Raw genomic sequence first — 14770 nt, 5'->3', positions numbered from 1 at the left:
CCCAAGGTCGAAGCGAGACGCGCAGCCGTACGGTAGTACGGCGAGCATCGCAGCATTCGAGATCGGGACGCGCGGCAAACGGTCAGCATAGGACAGCCATCGTCGCGAGCGCCTCGAGGTCGAAGCGAGACGCGCAGCCGTACAATGGTACGGCGAGCACCGCAGCATTCGAGATCGGGACGCGCAGCAGATGGATCAGCATTCCTCGTGCCAGCCTATCCCATCGCGCGATAGCAAAGCGCTAGACGCCGCCGGCCCCCAGGTGCCGGCGGTGTACTGCTTGGGCGGCAGATTGCTGCTGCGGCTCCAGCTGTCCATGATGGGTTCTACCCAGCGCCAGGCTTCGATCAATTCATCGCGGCGCATGAACAGCGCCAGCTTGCCGCGGATCACGTCGAGCAGCAGGCGCTCGTAGGCGTCGGCGCGACGCACTTTGAAGGCTTTGTAGAAGTCCAGGTCGAGATAGGCCGGCTGCAAGCGCATATTGTCGCCCGGTTCCTTGGCCAGGAAGTACAGGCGGATGCTTTCTTCCGGCTGCAGGCGGATTACCAGCCGGTTGGCGGTGTGGCTGCCGCTCATCGGGCCGTTGAACAGCTGGTGCGGCACGTCGCGGAAGTTGATGACGATCTCGGCTACCCGCTCCTGCATCCGTTTGCCGGTGCGCAGGAAGAAGGGCACGCCGGCCCAGCGCCAGTTGTCGATCTCGGCCTTGAGCGCGACGAAGGTTTCGGTCTGGCTGTCGGCGGGGATGCCTTGCTCGTTCAGATAGCCCACCACCGGCTGGCCGCCCACGGCGCCGGCCTTATATTGGCCGCGCACGGTCTTGGCCGCCACGTCCTGCTCGCTGAACGGGCGCAGCGCCTTCAGCACCTTGAGCTTTTCGTCGCGCACCGCGTCGGCTTCCATATTGGCCGGCGGCTCCATCGCCACGATGCACAGCAGTTGCAGCAGGTGGTTCTGTACCATGTCGCGCAGCGCGCCGGTGCCGTCGTAGAAATCGCCGCGGCTGCCCACGCCCAAGTCTTCGGAGATGGTGATCTGCACGTCGTGTATCCATTCACGCCGCCACAGCGGCTCGAACAGCGCGTTGGCGAAGCGGATCGCCATCAGGTTCTGCACCGACTCCTTGCCCAGGTAGTGGTCGATCCGGTACAGCTGCTCTTCCTTGAAGAAGCGCGCCACGTCGTCGTTGATCTCGTTGGAGGAATCCAGGTCGGTGCCCAGCGGCTTTTCCAGCACCACGCGCACATTGCCACTATTGAGGCCCACCGCCGCCAGGTTCTCGCAGATGCCGGCGAACAGATTGGGCGCGGTGGCCAGATAACAGACCACCACGCGGCCGTCGTCGCCCTTGAGCTTGTCCGCCAGCGCCGGGAAATCCCGCGGCTGCGAGGCGTCCACTTTCAGGTATTCGATCCGCGCACAGAAGCTGTCCCAGGCGGCGGCGTCGAAATGGGCTTTGACGTGCTGGCGCGAGTTCTTCTCGACAAAGGCCAGGTAGTCGTCGCGGCTCAGTTCCTTGCGGCCCAGCGCCAGGATGCGGCCCTGCTGATTGAGCAGGCCGGCCGCATGCGCCTGATACAAGGAGGGCAGCAGCTTGCGCATCACCAGATCGCCGGCGCCGCCGAACAACACCATATCGAAGGCCGGGGTTGGCGTAGTACGGGTATCCATCCTGATCTTCCATCTCGAGATGTTTGTAGATGTAGTTATATTACCACCAGCTTTTGCCTTGTCCATGTCATCACGCTGACGCAGGCCGCTTTTGCAACACCTTTTGCCTCAAAGCAAACAATTCTCTCAATCGCAGCAACGGCGGGTGTTGCCCAGCGGCGCCGGGCGTATCATGGCCAGACGGCGCTGGAGCGCGTCTTGCATTTTGAGTGTAGTAAAACTACTATCAACCCACTTCAACACGGAACGTCATCATGGCCTTGCATTCCACCCTGTCCGCCGTTACCGAGCGCATCGTCACCCGGAGCCAGGCAACGCGCGCCGCCTACCTGGACCGCTTGCGCGCAGCAGCCCATCAGGGAAGGGTGGAGCGCTCGCAATTGTCGTGCACCAACTTGGCTCACGCCTTTGCCGCCATGCCCGACGGCATCAAGATACATCTTAAGGAAGAACACCGCCCCAATCTGGCCATCGTCTCTTCCTACAACGACATGCTGTCCGCCCACCAGCCGCTGGAAACCTATCCGGCGCAGCTGAAGGAAGCGGCGCTGGCGGCCGGCGCCACCGCTCAGTTCGCCGGCGGCGTGCCGGCGATGTGCGATGGCGTGACCCAGGGCCAGCCGGGCATGGAGCTGTCCTTGTTTTCGCGCGACATCATCGCGATGAGCACCGCGGTGGCGCTGTCCCACCAGATGTTCGACGCCGCGCTTTATCTGGGCGTGTGCGACAAGATCGTGCCCGGCCTGCTGATAGGCGCGCTGTCCTTCGGCCACTTGCCGGCGGTGTTCGTTCCCGCCGGCCCGATGACCACCGGCATCGCCAACGATGAAAAAGCCAAGGTGCGCCAGTTGTACGCCGAAGGCAAGGTGGGCCGCGACGCGTTGCTGGAATCCGAGTGCCAGTCCTACCACGGCCCCGGCACCTGTACTTTCTACGGCACCGCCAACTCCAATCAGATGCTGATGGAGATCATGGGCCTGCACCTGCCCGGCGCCGCCTTCGTCAATCCGGGCACCCCGCTGCGCGAGGCGCTGACCCGCGCCGCCGCCCATCAAGCGGCCCGGATCGCCGCCCAGGGCAAGGCCTTCACTCCAGTGGGCGAGATGATAGATGAGAAGTCCATCGTCAACGCCATCGTCGGCCTGCTGGCCACCGGCGGCTCCACCAACCACACCATGCACATCGTCGCCATTGCCCGCGCCGCCGGCATCGCCGTGAACTGGGACGATTTCGACGAACTCTCCGCCGTGGTGCCGCTCTTGGTCCGCGCCTACCCCAACGGCAAGGCCGACGTGAACCACTTCCACGCCGCCGGCGGCATGGGCTTCGTGATCCGCGAACTGCTGTCCGCCGGCCTGCTGCACGAAGACGTGGGCACCGTGGCGGGCCGCGGCCTGTCGCGCTACGCTCAAGAGCCGTGGCTGGACAACGGCGAGCTCAAATGGCGCGACGCGCCCACCGACAGCGGAGACGACAGCGTGCTGCGCACCGCCGCCGACCCCTTCTCCGCAGACGGCGGCCTCAAGCTGCTGTCCGGCAAACTGGGCCGCGCGGTGATCAAGGTGTCCGCGGTCAAACCGGAACACCGCTTGGTGGAAGCGCCGGCGCTGATCTTCCACGACCAAAACGACATGCTGGCCGCCTTCAAGCGCGGCGAGCTGGAAAAAGACTTTATCGCGGTGATCCGCTTCCAGGGCCCGCGCGCCAACGGCATGCCGGAACTGCACAAGCTGACCCCGGCGCTGAGCATTTTGCAGGAGCGCGGCTTCAAGGTGGCCCTGGTCACCGACGGCCGCATGTCCGGCGCTTCCGGCAAGGTGCCGGCCGCCATCCACGTCTCGCCGGAAGCCTTGTCCGGCGGGCCGATCGGCAAAGTGCGCGACGGCGACCCGATGCGGCTGGACGCCAATAGCGGCGAGTTGACCGTGCTGGTAGACGACGCCGAATGGGCCGCGCGCGAACAGGCGCAGGCCGACCTGACGCATAATGATTTTGGCATGGGCCGGGACTTGTTCGCGGTGTTCCGCTCGGTGGCAGACCACGCCGAAGCCGGCGCCACCAGCTTCCGCCATCCCGACTTCCACCCCGCTTCTTGGAGAAAATGAATATGGACGCATTGACCCTGCTGCGCCAAGGCCCGGTTGTTCCGGTGATCATCGTCAACGACGCGGCCGTGGCCGTGGAGCTGGCCCAGGCGCTGGTGGCCGGCGGCGTGCGCGTGCTGGAAGTGACGCTGCGCACCAAGGCCGCGCTGGCGGCGATGCGCCGCATGCGCGACGAAGTGCCGGGCGCCATCGTGGGCGCCGGCACCCTGCGCACCCGCGCCCATGTGGAAGCCGCCATCGACGCCGGCGCGCAGTTCGGCGTCAGCCCCGGCTTCACCCCGGAGCTGGGCGCCGCCGCCCGCGCCGCCAATCTGACCTTGATTCCCGGCGTGGCCACCCCGTCCGAGGCGATGCGCGCCCAAGACGAAGGCTTCACCATCCAGAAATTGTTCCCGGCCGAGGCCGTGGGCGGCGTCAAGCTGCTCAAATCGCTGGCCAGCCCGTTTTCCGATCTGCGTTTCTGCCCCACCGGCGGCATCGACATCAAGAAAGCGCCGGAATACCTGGCGCTGCCCAATGTGCTGGCCGTGGGCGGCAGCTGGCTAACGCCGGACGACGCCATCGCCAACCGGGATTGGGACCGCATCACCCAGCTGGCGCGGGAAGCCAGCCAGCTGCAGAGGAATTAAACGACGTTGCTTCTTTACAGGGCCTCCCGGCCCTGTTTTTTTTTGGGGCAGTCCGTCGCTGGCGCGCCCCTGTCCGGTTTTGTCCTTCCTTTCCCCCGCCAATTGCCTAAGCTCAAGGAGCAGGACTTCATCGCCGCCGGCCCACGCCCGCGCCGGCACCGTTGGGTCTGTTGACGCCTGTTTTTCCGCTGGAAAACAGGCGTCAACAGATCCTCATATTGGAGACCCATATGCAAGTGGCGGAAATATTTGAAAAAGCGTCGGGCAAGCTGCCCATGGTGCCTAAGGTGGTCCAGGAGCTGGTGGCCAGTTTTCACCGCACCGACGTGAACATCGATGAAATTACCGACAAGGTGGGACATGATCAGGTGTTGACCGCGCGCGTGCTGCGCTTGGCCAATACCGCGCGCTTCGGCGGCAGCCGGCGCGTGGGCTCTCTAGACGACGCCATCATTCTGCTCGGCTTCGACAATCTCAGGGTGCTGGTGATCGCCTCCGGCGTCACCGGCGCCACGCTGGGCATCCAGGGCTTCGACATGAAAGCGTTCTGGCAGCGCAGCTTCGCGATGGCCAACGCCGCCAAGCGGCTGGCCAGGCTGGCCAAGCTGGACCCGCAACTGGGCTATACCTGCGGCCTGCTGTCCAATATCGGCGAACTGGTGCTCTATGTGGCGGTGCCGGAACAGGCGCTGCAGATAGACCGCATCGTCGCCGGCGGCGCCGACCGGGTGGCCACCGAACGCATGCTGCTGGGCATGGATTTGACCGAGGTGGGGGCCGAGCTGGCACGGCGCTGGAATTTTCCGGACGAAATCCAGGAGGCCATCTTCAACCAGCACGACCTGCTGAATGAGGAGGTGTCGCCGTACGCGCTGTTGATCGGCTTGGCGTCCTTCATGATTTCCGGCTTCTGCCACGAGATGAGCGAGGAAGACATGCTGGCCACCTTGCCGGCCAGCGTGATGGAACGCGCCGGCCTGCACCGCGAGGCGCTGGCGGAAGCGCTGCCGGAGTTGCGCGAGGCCTGCACCTCGCTGGACGAGATGTTCTAAGAAGCTGTTTACGATCTACTGCACATCGGCGATACGGCGTTGAAACTGCTCTAGGAACCGTCCAGCCGGACGCAAAAAAGGCGGCCTAGGCCGCCTTTCGCACGTCTCGCATTGCGGACTCAACCAGCCTGGCCGCTCGCCTCGCCCGTCGTCTCCGCTTCGGTCTCCTCGTCCTCGGCGGCATCGACATGGCCTAGCACTCCGACGCAGCGCAGCTCGATCTCCTGCATCAGCTCGTCGATGCGAATCACCGACAGCTGGATGCGGTCGCCGCGCGCCAGTTCCGGCAGGCCCGGGATGCGCACCCGCATCGGCAAGCCGTCGATGCGCACCAAGTCCTCCTTGATGAAGGCGGCGGTGGGATTGGACACCCCTTCCTGGCTGAACCAGCGCAGGCACCAGAAATGCTCCATCCGGTCCTGAAAGCCCAGGTAGGCGGAGTAAGTGGTGTCGAAATCGCGCAGGATGGCGAACAACATCGCGTCGCCTTGCTCGAACTGCGGCTTCTCCTCGCGGATCATCGACATCAGCTGGCGCTGGTTGATGAAGTCGGTGGCGCGGCGCAACGGCGATGTGGCCCACGCGTATTGAGCCACGCCCAAGCCGGTGTGCGGCTCGGGCCGCGTGGTCATCCTCACCTTGCCCATGCTCTGCGCGCGGTACATGCCGGGGATGTCGGCCTCGGCCAGCATCCGGCCCCACTCGCTGTTGGCCAGGATCATCAGCTCGGACACCAGCTTGTCCATCGGCGCGCCGCGTTTGCGCAAGGTGATCAACACCTTGCCGTCGACCACGTCGAAGTTGTAATCCATCTGCACCGGCCGGGTCGGGTCGTATTTGCCGCGGCGCTTCTCCAAGGCCTCGGCGAACTGCCAGAACCAGATCAGCTCCTGCTTGAACGGATAGTCCACGCCCGGATCGCAAGCCAGCGTCTCTTCGTTGAAGAACTGCTCCAGCGCGGCGTGGCGCAGGTTGGCGGCGATATGCACTTTTTCGATGCGGTTTTCGTAGGCGACCGGCTCGAACTCCGGCGTCACCTCCACATAGAGGCTGAGCGCCGGGCAGTCGTGCCCTTCCTTGAGGGTGAACATGTCCACCAGATCGTCCGGCAGCATGGTGATCTTGTCGCCGGGGAAATACACGGTGGACAGACGGGACAGCACCAGCTTCTCCAGCGGAGAGCCTATCTCTATTCCCAACGACGGCGCGGCGATATGAATGCCCACGCGCTTATTGCCGTTGGGCAGGTCCTGCACCGACAAGGCATCGTCGATCTCGGTGGTGTTGGCGTCGTCGATGGAGAAGGCGCGCACCGGCGACAGCGGCAGCTCTTCCGGCAGCGTAGGCAGTTCGTACTTGCCGAAGCCGCGGCCCTTGGGGAAGAACTCCAGCATGAAGCCGGCCATCAGGTAATCCGGCACCGAAGAGATGCCACCCACCTTGTCCGCCAGCCGCAGCGGCGGCAGGCTCAGCTCGCGCGAGGCCTGGTCGAAGGCCTTGAACTCCAGCGTGTTCTTGTCGGGTTTCCACAACAGCGTCATCAGCTGGCCGCGGATCGCCTCCGGCAGTTGGCCGGCTTTCAGCTCCGCCACCCATTGGTCGATCTGCTCCTGCTCGCGCTTTTTGCGTTCCAGCCCGGCCAGCGCCGCCTTCAGCGCGTCTTCCGGCGCCTTCTTGTAGCGGCCCTTGCCCTTTTTGTAGAAATACATCGGCGCGCCGTACAGGCGCGACACGATAGCGGCGGCCTCCGCCGCCGACGGCGCGCGGCCCCAGTAATCGGCCGCCAACGCCTCATAGCCGAACTCGTCGTCCGGGCAGCATTCCCACAGGAAATCCAGGTCAATATCCGCGGCAAGTTGCTCTACTATGGGCAGAAAATCGCCCAATGCGGAACTAAACTCCAGAAAAACATTCGCGGCCTTGATCTTGGCGCGCTTGCCATGCTGGGTATCCACTTGCAGACTAGCGTCATTGCGCGAAACGATGCTGCCGACCTTAAAGCCGCCGCTCTCTTCGTAAAAAACGTTCATTAAAAATTTTTGCCAGGCCGTTGCAATCCAACGGCGAATTATAACAGCGCGCCCAAGGCGCGGCTTCAGAACTTGAATATCGGACAACCGGGTCCACCGGGGAACACTTGATCATGTCGCAACATCAGGCTTTCAAACAACGCGTGCATCTGGCGCAGGAAATCGATCGCATCGGCCACCTGCTGGTCACTCGCTGGGAACGACCGCTGGCCGCCCACCTGCTGTCGCTGATCCTGCGGCTGGAAGATATGGTGCGCGAGCAGGACCTCAACGAAATCACGGGAGAAATCCAAACCCTGTCGCGCTTGCTGCAGGGCTGGATCCAACAACCGCAGACCGCGCCGTCGGAAAGCGAACGATACAACCGCCTGCGCCACCACCTGGGCCTAGTCAGCCAGTTGGGCATGATGGAGCGCAAGGACGGCCTGCCGGAGATCGACTACGAGAAGCTGCTGAGCGGCGATCTGGTCACTCTCTATTTATGGCTGCCGCAAGACGTGGACGCCACGCCGCTGATCCAGCAGCTGTCTTGCTACGGCATCCACGCCAAAGTGATCCAGCAGGCGGCCAAACTGGCCCAAGCCTTGCAGGACATGGCGCCGGAAGCCGTGGTGGCCTTCACCGAATTCGCCGCCAACGACCCCATCCTCTTGCTGGCGCCCACCATCAGCAGCATCTGTCCGCTGATCCTGACCTCGCCGCTGCACGATTTCCAGGCTAGGCTGGCGGCGGTGCGCGCCGGCGCCGGCAGCCTGCTGGACTGGCCGCTGCAAGCGCATCAGCTGATAGATCAACTGAGCTTCGGAGATTTGGGCGAGAAACGCGAGCCCCTGCGCGTGCTGATCGTGGAAGACATGGAGTCGCTGGCCGGGCTCTACTCCAGCGTGCTCAACGCCCAGGGGGTGGAAACCCGAGAGGAGACCCAGCCGGAACGGGTGCTGGACATGATAGAGCAGTTCCGCCCGGACCTGATCCTGATGGACATGTACATGCCGCAATGCAGCGGCATGGAGCTGGCCAAGGTGATCCGCCAGCAACGGCTGCTGGACGGCATCCCCGTGGTGTTCCTGTCGGTGGAAAAACGCCAAGCGGTGCAGCTGGACGCGCTGACCCTGGGCATAGACGGTTTCCTGACCAAGCCGGTGGCGCCTGAGGAGCTCATCGTCACCGTGATCAACCGCGCGCGCCGTTACCGCAAGCTGCGCTCCTACATCATCAACGACAGCCTCACCGGCCTGCTCAACCACTCCCATCTGCACGGCCAACTGGAGTACGGCATCCAGCGCGCGCGCCGCGATCAACGGCCGCTGTCGCTGGCCATGCTGGATCTGGATTTTTTCAAAACCATCAACGACAGCCACGGTCACCCGGCCGGCGACGAGTTGCTGATCAATCTGGCGCGCTTTCTCAAGGAACGGCTGCGCAGCAGCGACCTGGTGGGCCGCTACGGCGGCGAGGAGTTCGCCATCGTGCTGCCGGGCACGAATCAGACGCAAGCGCGTGAACTGATGGACCAGCTGCGTCAGGACTTCAGCCAGATTCAGCAGCGCGCGCCGGACGGCGATTTCCGTCAGACCTTCAGCGTGGGCATCAGCTCGCTGGACACAGCCGGCAACAGCACGGAGCTGGTGCAGCAGGCCGACGAAATGCTGTACCGGGCCAAGGCCAACGGCCGCAACCGGGTGGAAACCATGCCTAGCTGAACCTGGCGCGGGCAATGAAAAAGCCGGAGCGTCCTTGACGCCCCGGCTTTTTCGCGCACGCTTAGAGCCTGTTCACGATCTCGCGAGCAAGAGCGAGATCGTAAACAGGCTCTTACACGCGGGTCATCAGGCCTCGGTCAGCACCAGGCGCACGCCCTGTTCTTCCAGCAGCTTGGTCACCGGCTCCGGCGGCAGCGCGTCGGTGAACACGGTGTGGAATTCGCTGATGTGGCCCATGCGCACCAAGGCGTTGCGGCCGAACTTGCTGTGGTCCGCCGCCAGATAGCGGTGACGGGCGTTGGACATCATCGCCTGCGCCACCCGCACTTCGCGGTAATCGAAGTCCAGCAGCGAGCCATCCGGTTCAATGCCGGATACGCCGATGATGGCGTAGTCCACCTTGAACTGATTGATGAAGTCCAGCGTGGCCACGCCGGTGATGCCGCCATCGGACGCGCGCACCGTGCCGGAGGTGATCATCACCGTGAAATCCGGATTGGTGGACATGATGGAGGCAACGTGAATGTTGTTGGTGATCACCCGCAAGCCTTTGTGCGTGCTGGTCAGCGCCTGGGCCACAGCCTCTATGGTGGTGCCTATGCTCATGAACAGCGAGGCATGATCGGGAATGCTGCTGGCGATCATGTCCGCGATATGCGCTTTTTCGCTCTGGAATTTTCCTTTGCGCGCGAAATAGTCCTCATTCTCCACGCTGCTGCCCAAGGCGGCGCCGCCGTGGTAACGGCGCAACAAATTGGCCTCGCACAGCTGGTTGATATCGCGGCGAATGGTTTGCGGGGTGACATCGAGCAGTCTGGCCAGCTCTTCGATCGGCATGAAGCCGTTTTCGCGGACCAGCTGCAGAATCTTGTCGTGACGGGGTGAGCGGCTCATAACTATTCGGAATCGAAAATCACGTCACTTTAGTAACATATTTTGCGGGTCAGCGGCAAACAGAACCACTATTCTGACTTGATATCGGCCAATAGTGTTCGTTTATTGCGCATTTTTTACTCAGGAAGCCGGCTGGCCCTTCCGCCGCCCCCACAGGAAATCGCGCAACTGCTCCAGCGGCATCGGCCGCGCCAGCAGATAGCCCTGCAGGTAATGCACGCCGCTTTGCTGCAGATAGGCGCGCTGTTGTTCGGTTTCCACGCCCTCGGCCACCATGGAGATGCGCAGTTGCTTGGCCAGGTCGATGATCATTTCCAGAATGCGGTTGGCAATGGAATCGCTGCCTATCGCCGCCACGAACACGCGGTCTATCTTCAGATGGTCGGCGTGAATGCGGTTGAGTTCGGCCAGGCTGCTGTGGCCGGTGCCGAAGTCGTCGATGGCGATCTGCACCCGCATCCGTCGCAGCTCGGCCATCACCTGCTGGCTTTGCGGCGTCACCTGGATAGGCTCGCGCTCGGTCACTTCCAACACCAAGCGCGGCGGCGTCTTTGAGAAGTGTTGCAAAAACGCCTGGCAGTCCTCCACCAGCTGCGCATCTTGCAAATGGCTGGGCGACAGATTGAGCGCCACAAAGAAGCACTCGGGCAAGGACAGCGACTCCATGTCCGCGGCTACCCGCCGCATCAGGTAGCGGGTGATCTGGATGATCATGCCGGAGGCTTCCGCCACCGGGATGAACAAATCCGGCGGCGCCAGGCCCTGGCGCGGATGCTGCCAGCGCAGCAACACTTCCACCCCCATGCAGCGGTGGCCGCAAGCGTCGAACACCGGCTGGTAGTAAGGCAGGAACTCCTGATTGCGCAAGGCCAGCAGTATCTCCCCGCTGACCGAGCCGCGCTTGCGCAGATAGCCCAGCAGCAGGGCCGCACCCACCACGCCCACCGGCATCAACAACAATAAGGCGCGCAGCAGACGCGCCGACGCGCCGCGCCACAGGTACTCGGCGTCCACCCAGCTGTGCACCGCCAGCGGATAGTGCTGAGACGCCGCGATCACGCGCAGCACCGCGCTGCCCGGCACCTCGGCGACGCCCGGCAAGGTGGATTGCACCGCTTCCTTGTGGTTCAACACCAGCAACGAGCCGCTGTGACCATCGTCGGCCTGCCAGGGCAGCAAGGGGCTGAAATAGGCCAGCTCCACGCTAGCGACAATGCCCTGTCCCCGCTCTCCCAGCAAAGAACGCATCAGGAAGGGCCGCTTGGGATACAGAGGCCCGGAACCCTGGCGATGGATCAGCTGTTGCGGCGCCGACGGAGTGAAGGGCAGCACCGTGTCCTGCGCGCCCAGCACCGAGGTGCAGTACAGGCGGCGGCCGTCCATCAGCCCCAGCGAACGGATATAGGGATCGAAAGCCGCCAGCGACACCAGTTTGCCGCGCGCCTGCGCGCAGGGCAGGCCGGCCAGCGGCGCAGCTTCGCGCAGCGAGCGATCCACCTGACCAAACACCCGGTCCACGGAATTGACCGCGCGCCCCGCGGCGCTTTGCAGCTGCGCCTGCACATCCAGCTGGTAGCGGTTCCAGGTCAGGGGCAGGCCTATCGCCGCCGGCAACACGGCCACCAGCAAGACCAAGGCCCATTCCGCGGCGTTGAGGCTGCCGCGGAACTGATTGCCTCGGCTGATCAGGTGACGGAAGCGATGGCGACAAAACACATGGTTCCCCGGCGTGACTGAATGACAAGAAGCAGCCCGGCGTCCGGCCATGACGACGCGCGCCAATCCGCGGACGCTGGCGAGAACAGCATGGATGGACGGGGACTGCCAGGATGAGGGATAGGCGGGCATGGCCGCTCGGCGCGTGCCCGGCCGCCGTCGCGATTTTTCAAAGCGCCCGCAAGTCTGGCGCTAAAGATAACGGTTTAGCCGAAGACAGAAAAGCTAATTAGAAAGATTTATTTAATAAAATGTCTTTGATTGACTTGTATTTGATATAAATTGCCGCAATCAACGCAGCCCAAAACGCAATCAGGCCGCGCGCCGCCGGGGTGGGCGGGGCGCGGCCTGACGGCCATGCGGGGCGCTTAGCGCGGCTGCTGCAAGCGTTGACGATGGCGCTCAATCTGCAAGCGCACTTGGCGCGGCGCGGTGCCGCCCACGTGATCGCGCTGCGCCAGGCTGCCTTCCGGGCTCAGCACGGCGAACACGTCGTCTTCGATCAGCGGCGAGAACTCACGCAGCTTGGCCAGCGACAGGTCTGCAATGTCCACGCCTTGCAGCTCCGCGTGGCGCACCGTCAGCGCCACTACCTCGTGGCTGTCGCGGAAGGGCACGCCCTTCTTCACCAGATAATCGGCCAGATCGGTGGCGGTGGCGAAGCCTTGCAGCACCGCCGCGCGCATCGCCTCCGGCTTGACGGTGACGCCGCGCATCATGTCCGCGTAGATGCGCAGGGTGTCGATCAAGGTGTCCGCGGTGTCGAACAGCGGTTCCTTGTCCTCCTGATTGTCCTTGTTGTAAGCCAGCGGCTGCGCCTTCATCAGCGTTACCAGCGCAATCAGATGGCCCACCACGCGGCCGGATTTGCCGCGCACCAGCTCCGGCACATCCGGGTTCTTCTTCTGCGGCATGATGGAGCTGCCGGTGCAGAAGCGGTCCGCGATGTCGATGAAGCCGACGCGCGGGCTCATCCACAGGATCAGCTCCTCGGACAGCCGCGACAGATGCACCATCACCAGGCTGGCGGCGGCGGTGAATTCAATCGCGAAATCGCGGTCGGACACCGCGTCCAGCGAGTTGTGGCAGACATCGTCGAAGCCCAGCAGCTGAGCGGTGTAATGGCGATCGATAGGGAAGGTGGTGCCGGCCAGCGCCGCCGCGCCCAGCGGCAGGCGGTTGACGCGCTTGCGGCAATCGCTCATGCGCTCGGCGTCGCGCGCCAGCATTTCCACATAGGCCAGCATGTGGTGGCCGAAGGTCACCGGCTGCGCCACCTGCAAATGGGTGAAGCCGGGCAACACGGTTTCGGCATGCTGCTCGGCCAGGTCCAGCAGGCTGTGCTGCAGCTCGCCGATCAGGCCGACAATGGCGTCGATCTGCGCGCGCAGCCACAGACGGATATCGGTGGCCACCTGGTCGTTGCGGCTGCGGCCGGTGTGCAAGCGCTTGCCGGCGTCGCCGATCTTGTCGGTCAGCCGGCGCTCCACGTTCATGTGCACGTCTTCCAGATCCACGCTCCACTCAAAGCGGCCGGCGCGGATATCGTCCAACACTTCGCCCATGCCTCGTCGGATCGCTTCCAGGTCTTCGGCGGACAGGACGCCGGCGCGCTGCAACATGGCGGCGTGGGCCAGCGAGCCCTCGATGTCGAATTCGGCCAGTCGTCGGTCGAAATCCACCGAGGCGGTGTATTTCTTGACGAGTTCGGATACCGGCTCCGAGAAACGGCCGGACCAGGCGTGTTGATCTTGCATGGCAATGCTTTCTACGATGGCTGCGGACGAAAAACTTGGCGAAACCCCGGACACGCGCAACGCTGCCGGGAATCTCTTACTATGCCAGCGGCGAGCGCCTTCGGCCAGTGCGGGTTTTCCTTGCTATGATGCTGCTATCCTATTTCACCCCTCCCCGCGCCGCCATGCCGCTACCGCCCTCGCCCGACCTGCCCGACTACCGCAACCTGGGCGTGCTGCTGCGCGCGCTGCTGCTGCTGGGCCTGTTCCTGCTGGGCGGCCTGCTGCTGGACGAGGGCGGAGAACCGCTGCCCTGGCGCTTGCTGCGCCTGTCCAGCCTGCTCGTGCCCGGCGCCTTGCTGAGCCTGGGCTTGCTGGCCTTGCTGGGCCGCCGCCTCCACCACGGGCGCCGCGCCGCGCTGGCCGCCGCCGCCATCTGCCTATTGTCCTTCGCCTTCTGCGGCCGCCTGCTCAACCCGCTGGCGCCCATGCCCTGGGGCCAGGTGCTGCTGGCCGGCGCGGTGGGCGGGCTGATGCAGCACTACCTCAATCTGCGCGCGCGCGCCCTGTCCCCGGCCTTGTCCGAAGCGCGGCTGATCGCGTTGCAGGCCCGCATCCGCCCCCATTTCCTGTTCAACAGCCTCAACGCCGCCATCGCCCTGATCGGCAAGCAGCCGGACAAGGCGGAAATGGTGCTGGAAAACCTGGCCGACTTGTTCCGCGCCCAACTGGGCGACCCGGCGCGACAATCCACGCTGGGCCGCGAAATCGAACTGGCGGCCATGTATCTGGCGATCGAGGCCGAGCGGCTGGGCGCGCGCCTGCAAGTGAGCTGGGACGTGCAAGCGCCGCTGGACGCCGCGCTGCCGCCGCTGATCCTGCAGCCGCTGGCGGAAAACGCGGTGTTTCACGGCATAGAACGGCTGGCCGACGGCGGCGAGATCCGCATCCAGGCGCGCCAGCATGAGCAAGTGCTGGAGCTGACGCTGAGCAATCCGGTCAACCCGGAACCGGCGGCGGCCACATTCGGACACCACATGGCGCTGGACAACCTGGCCGAGCGGCTGGAGCTGTATTTCGACGCCGAGGCCTCGCTCAACGCGCGCCTGGACGGCGAGCGCTTCGTCACCCGCATCCGCCTGCCTTACCGCCCGGCGCCAACCCAGCAGCCGGGCTGAGACCCTCTAACAAAACCCCTGATCCCGCGTTGCGCCTCCTTGTCGTACGACTT

Annotated in this window: 10 protein-coding genes; 5 read left to right on the top strand and 5 right to left on the bottom strand. The window is 64.2% G+C overall.

From position 1 onward, the window contains the following. Positions 1–195: 195 nt before the first annotated feature. On the bottom strand, positions 196–1674 hold the full coding sequence (zwf, locus tag B0T39_RS18830; RefSeq protein ID WP_081549269.1) for a glucose-6-phosphate dehydrogenase: 1479 nt from the start codon (positions 1672–1674) through the stop codon (positions 196–198). A gap of 254 nt (positions 1675–1928) precedes the next feature. Here zwf and edd point away from each other — a divergent pair, with 254 nt between their 5' ends. From edd to B0T39_RS18815, 3 genes are all read left to right on the top strand, one after another. Next, positions 1929–3779 (top strand): phosphogluconate dehydratase, encoded by a 1851-nt coding sequence (gene edd / locus B0T39_RS18825; RefSeq protein ID WP_081549267.1) that lies wholly within the window; start codon positions 1929–1931, stop codon positions 3777–3779. Between the two features lie 2 nt (positions 3780–3781). After that, complete coding sequence (locus B0T39_RS18820) at positions 3782–4408, top strand: bifunctional 4-hydroxy-2-oxoglutarate aldolase/2-dehydro-3-deoxy-phosphogluconate aldolase (protein ID WP_081549265.1); 627 nt, start codon at positions 3782–3784, stop codon at positions 4406–4408. Between the two features lie 230 nt (positions 4409–4638). Then, positions 4639–5460 (top strand): HDOD domain-containing protein, encoded by an 822-nt coding sequence (locus tag B0T39_RS18815; protein ID WP_081549263.1) that lies wholly within the window; start codon positions 4639–4641, stop codon positions 5458–5460. Between the two features lie 119 nt (positions 5461–5579). Here B0T39_RS18815 and B0T39_RS18810 read toward each other — a convergent pair whose 3' ends face one another. Further along, a complete protein-coding gene (locus B0T39_RS18810; RefSeq protein WP_081549261.1) occupies positions 5580–7490 on the bottom strand; it encodes a ribonuclease catalytic domain-containing protein in 1911 nt (636 codons plus the stop codon). 113 nt (positions 7491–7603) lie between these two features. Between B0T39_RS18810 and B0T39_RS18805 the strand changes: the two genes are divergently transcribed. Continuing rightward, positions 7604–9193: a GGDEF domain-containing protein gene (locus B0T39_RS18805; protein WP_240937303.1), complete on the top strand. Its 1590-nt coding sequence runs from the start codon at positions 7604–7606 to the stop codon at positions 9191–9193. Between the two features lie 126 nt (positions 9194–9319). Here the strand turns inward: B0T39_RS18805 and B0T39_RS18800 are convergent, their stop codons facing one another. From B0T39_RS18800 to argH, 3 genes are all read right to left on the bottom strand, one after another. After that, the gene (locus B0T39_RS18800) at positions 9320–10087 is read right to left on the bottom strand and encodes a DeoR/GlpR family DNA-binding transcription regulator (protein WP_019103455.1); all 768 of its coding nucleotides are present in this window, start codon (positions 10085–10087) and stop codon (positions 9320–9322) included. A gap of 120 nt (positions 10088–10207) precedes the next feature. Then, entirely contained in the window at positions 10208–11803 is a 1596-nt protein-coding gene (locus tag B0T39_RS18795) for an EAL domain-containing protein (protein ID WP_166451449.1), read from the bottom strand. A gap of 368 nt (positions 11804–12171) precedes the next feature. Further along, positions 12172–13560, bottom strand: a complete 1389-nt coding sequence (gene argH / locus B0T39_RS18790; protein WP_081549257.1) for an argininosuccinate lyase — start codon at positions 13558–13560, stop codon at positions 12172–12174. Between the two features lie 125 nt (positions 13561–13685). Between argH and B0T39_RS18785 the strand changes: the two genes are divergently transcribed. Next, positions 13686–14717: a sensor histidine kinase gene (locus tag B0T39_RS18785; RefSeq protein ID WP_081549255.1), complete on the top strand. Its 1032-nt coding sequence runs from the start codon at positions 13686–13688 to the stop codon at positions 14715–14717. The last annotated feature ends 53 nt before the right edge of the window (positions 14718–14770 follow it).

The sequence above is a fragment of the Chromobacterium haemolyticum genome, assembly GCF_002081825.1.
In the GTDB taxonomy this organism is placed as follows: domain Bacteria; phylum Pseudomonadota; class Gammaproteobacteria; order Burkholderiales; family Chromobacteriaceae; genus Chromobacterium; species Chromobacterium fluminis.
Note: the sequence above shows the minus strand (reverse complement) of the source record. Positions and strands in the feature narration are given on the sequence as shown.